The sequence below is a fragment of the Coleofasciculus chthonoplastes PCC 7420 genome (assembly GCF_000155555.1).
Taxonomy (GTDB): Bacteria; Cyanobacteriota; Cyanobacteriia; order Cyanobacteriales; family Coleofasciculaceae; genus Coleofasciculus; species Coleofasciculus chthonoplastes_A.
Genome location: NZ_DS989860.1, coordinates 1 through 4,699, shown reverse-complemented (window position 1 = coordinate 4,699; position 4,699 = coordinate 1). Strand labels below are relative to the sequence as shown.

Here is a 4,699-nt window from a genome sequence, read left to right as displayed (position 1 = left end):
GCAAAGATGTTCCATATCCCATCATGTCCATCCCCTAAACAGTACAAGGGTGAGGTTAATGTTTGACTATTTATCCATCCGTTAAAGATAGATTATCTGAAAGAAAGCTCCGTAATAAATTCTTGTAAGCGAGCTGTTTTATATTCTTGCCAAAAACTCGGTTCTCCTTTCTCTGCCGTCCTCAAGCGAATTTTTCCGCCATCAACGCTTATCTCTGATAATCCTTGTTTGAGATCCGGAAGCGGTAATTCAATTTGATTCACTTTCCGATGATGCGTGGAGTGACCAACTTTTAGCCCCGTTAACAAATACAAATCACTCTCCGCATTTTGATAAGATTCATTGGCGCTTAAAAGAAGACAGCATTTTTCTAGCAAAGGGCTATGGCGTGTATAGGCTTCTATCCCTAAAGCATCTGCTTGTTTTTTGGTAATCTTTAGTTTTCCCAGGCAGCTTTTTAGGGTTCGGGTTTTCCCGCGTCGGGTTTGGGTTTTTTGGGTGATAAAAAAAGGGCGATTTGGGGACTAACGTATTCTAAAATTTGGTTTCTGACTGTAATTTCGATGTCAGCTAGGGTTTCTAAACTGTCTGTGTCACTATTGTTGTACAGAATCTCACTTGCTCGTCTTAAACAAGCTTCCAGTTCCAGGCGTTCGGCTTGGTTCATCAGTAAACTTTGTGAATATCTCCATCTATATTATGTCACCTTGAGTCGTTCAAGTATACACGGAGATTTAATTCGCGAGTAATAACCGCGAATTAAAAATCGACCTTTCCCGGCTATTTGCCAAAATGGGATGCTCCCGATTTAGAGTTATATAGATTGGCGTTTCCATAAGAATATATTGGTGATTAGATAGGCAAAAATAAATGGAGTCATAGGAAGAAAAAAATGAAGCGTGATAAAAATAATAAAGCTAACTCCCCCAATACTAATTAGAATAATTCCGCTGGCGATTACTCGATAGACTAAGCCGGAAATCCGCCAATTTATCAGTCCGGCTGATAATGCCCAAGTTCCAATCCAAAGACTCTCTATCCACCAGGGGGGAAATTGAAGTATGGGACGTTTATCCGCAACGGCGCTAATCAGTTGACTGATTTTATGGGCGTGAAGGTATAAGCCGCGAATATCTTGATTATCTGGTGTTTTAAAGTAATCCTTGACGCTGGGATCGGTAACGCCAATTAAAATAATTTTGTCTTGAATTAAGGCGGGATTCACTTGATGATTGAGTACCTGAGTCAGGGTTACTGTTGGGGCAATTTCCTTGGTGCGACGATAGTTGAGCAGGATTTGGTGTCCTTTGACTTGGGAGGCGGTATAAAATCCAGGGTTCTGGTTGAGAATCTTGAAGCGAATTCCGCCAATTTGCCATTGTTTGGCGGTGGGAAACTCAACAGAAAAACCCTGATTCTGTAAATAACGCAGGGCGATTTGGGAACTAAAAGCATAGTAGGCGGAACAGTTGGAAGGTTGAGGCGGATTCATGGCTAAAAGATGACGGCGAACAATGCTATCGGAATCGGTAATCACATCACTGAATCCCAAACGCTGGCGGGGAATGTCTGGGGGTGGTGAGATACCTTCGGGATCATTGTGATTGGGATGGGTACAAATCGGAATCACGCGATCGCGCGTTTTGAGATACTCAATTAATTCTGCTTGACCTTTGCCTTCAGGTCGGTCACGATAGATATCTAAGCCGATAAGTTGGGGCTGATATTGGTCTAAGGCTTGTAATAATTGCCGCATTGTGCGATCATGCAGTGGATATTCATTGCCTAAGTTGGCGATATCCTGCCGAGTCACCTGTACCAGCAATAACCGTTGATCCGGTTCCTCCGACTGACGCGATCGCCCAAACCAATCAAACGTCTGGAATTCCCAAGATTGCCATACGCCAAGCGATCGCATCCCCATCACCAATACTGTTACCCCCACCGTCGCAGCGATTACCCGCCACCAGGGAAGGGATAGCGAGGGAGAGGGAATCGGCTGAAGCTGTTGATTCACCCAATGGCGATCAAAAACCGAGGCGTAAATCCGATTCGCCACCTGCAACTGTCCCCCCCGCTTCACCACTAACCCCGATAACCGTAATTGCTGCTGCAAATTATTCTCATCAGCCGGAACTTTCTTGCGTTTGAGTATCCGGTGATACAGCGTTAATACCCATTGCTTATCTTGATATCCAGACAAGACGCGATCGCGAATCGTCCGCAGATGTTCAGGATGATCCTGAGACAGCCAGTTATCGAGAATGTGCGATCGGACCACCTGATCCACAAGGGATTGGGAATAGTTTCCCCTGAGAAGGGCGGGTTTAGTCAAGTAATCAATGTGCCTCTCTTCCCCAACTGTTTGACACACCAACCGACATACCTTTTGCGTCAGAAACGGTTGTCCTCCTGTCCAATTTAATATAGCTTGAAGTACCGCATCAGGATGAGGAACCTTTCCCTCTAATCCCCTAACTAAAGGTTTCGCCTCTTCCCGTGTAAACCCCTTTAACTCAATCGCCAAACTATCAATATTAAACGGCGTGCGCTGATTATCCGCAATCAAATCCGAAGGCGTCGCCACTCCCAACAACGCAAACGTTAAACGCTGGTATTTCTGCTGAGTTGCCCGTTTATTATAACAAGTACGGATAAACCCCAATACATCATCCTTAAATTCTAAATTCAGAATACTATCGATTTCATCAATAAAAATAACAATCTTACCCGCAACCCTACCCAAAACCTCCTCATCAACGAATTTACTGAACCGATCAAAGGGAGACAAATACCCATACCGATACCACCACTCCCCCTCATCCAGATCCAACTCAAACCCACTCACCAAATGACTCACCATTGTGCCATAAAACTCCTCCTGAGTAATTTGAAAACTACAGATATCCCGCATTTCCATTTCCACACAAGCGAACCCCTGATCTTGCAAGCGTTTCATCGTCCGCACCAACAAACTCGACTTCCCCATCTGACGAGAATTCAGCACATAACAAAACCGCATCCCCCTCAATCCCTGAAAAAGTTCTTGATCCGCCGCCCGAACCACATAATTCGTCGCATCCAGAGGTAAAGCGCCACCTACTTGATAGTCGTCATTAGTCATTTGTCAAAACACTGATTTCACTGATTTATTAGAGAGATTGGGGTAGGGATCTGAGAAGTTAGTCACACTGATTACACCGATAAATTGGTTGTCTATAATTTTTTATTTCTCATTATTCGTCATCTAATCCTAAACATCAAACCCAACTCCATCTCCAACCCCCTAAAACCTGTCCCCCCATCCACTCACCCCCTCTGCGTTCCTCTGCGTAAACCTCTGCGTTCCTCTGCGTTAAAAAAACATAAACTCTCTCCCCACAACATCAAATCAAACAATCCCTAACCCCCCGATTCAATCCGACTCTCAAAATACCGACGAAACAACTCATAACGAGGACTAACGCCATCCCCTTCCCACCGAACCAACCCCAAATTCTCCAAAACATCCGCCACCTCCAGATTCAATCTCACCGAATGATTAACACCAACAACCTGATTAAACGCCGCCACCAAATCCGGCGATTGATGTAACTTTTGTCCATACATCAGCAAATAATCCCGATAAATTCCCCTAGGAGTCGCCGCCGTTGCCAAAACCTCCTCCAATGTCACCAACTTTTGTCCAATTTGCTTCATCGCCTCTTGCACCAAATAAGGCTGTCCCCCCACCATTGCCATTAACCGATTCACCTGATCAATTTGCCAATCCAATCCATAGTCTTGCGCCAACGCTTGCACCTGTTCCCGACTCAATTCCGGTAACGCGATCGGAAGTCCCGTATTAAATGGTGACTGATTAATATCCAGTTCGCGATAATCTTCACTCTACATTGCTAGTGTAGTATGGAAAACTGGGATAGAATTGATAAGCTGGTTATGCACTGCTGGACGGTTGCCCCATAAGATTCGCTAATCAGAGCAGTAGGTAGCTTTGTTCGTTTAGCATCTCGGTAAAGAATAGAATCCTTTCCCCTCTGTCGCTTTTGGGGTATGATTCGCATATTTCTTTACACGCTTCTTTTACGCCGAATGCTGTATATTTTTTGGTTAGCTGTCTGCATCGAATCATTACCGATCCCAGATAGTCGCGTTTTTTGGTTATGTGTTTAAGGATTAACACCCTTAAGCACGCTTTATCCCATGCGGATAGTCGTGATGCTTTCATAATCTTGTCTTATAGGTTTGTGTTCCAGCGGAGCATAATTGCCTTATCAATCGATACCCGTTACTGTTGGTTTAGTAACGGGTGTTTTAAAATCGCCGTTACTACTTCAATATTTCAGATTTCTCAGGTAGTAACGGCTGTGAGGGTCTTTACTCTTTAAGCTTCAGAGCCTTCTTAAGCTCCTTGAACAGGAGCTTGCAGCCATAAGCGGCGGTCTGACTGATGATCAGTTTTCCGAATGTGTTACTACCTCCTTGGTCATTTTTCTCAATCTCAAATCGTTTCTGTCGTTCATCGTAGAAATTTCCTAGTCTTTCGCCAATTGCTCCGTGTGGGCGATTTCCCTTGGGGGCGATCGCAACCAAAATCCACATATAGAGTTCAGTCCGGCACATTTTTGAACCGCTTCCGGCGTTCCATCCTTTACGGTCGCCGCTACTTAACTCGTCTCCTGCCATGCCCAACCGTTTT

Annotated in this window: 1 protein-coding gene and 3 pseudogenes; all 4 read right to left on the bottom strand. The window is 44.6% G+C overall.

Annotated features, from left to right (window positions below; genetic code table 11):
• Positions 1-667: pseudogene (locus MC7420_RS44155) on the bottom strand (ISKra4-like element ISMich2 family transposase); the annotation flags it as partial.
• Between the two features lie 147 nt (positions 668-814).
• Positions 815-3,124 (bottom strand): CHASE2 domain-containing protein, encoded by a 2,310-nt coding sequence (locus tag MC7420_RS24230; RefSeq protein WP_006103864.1) that lies wholly within the window; start codon positions 3,122-3,124, stop codon positions 815-817.
• 278 nt (positions 3,125-3,402) lie between these two features.
• Positions 3,403-3,873: pseudogene (locus tag MC7420_RS24225) on the bottom strand (AAA-like domain-containing protein); the annotation flags it as partial.
• 504 nt (positions 3,874-4,377) lie between these two features.
• Positions 4,378-4,699: pseudogene (locus MC7420_RS24215) on the bottom strand (hypothetical protein); the annotation flags it as partial.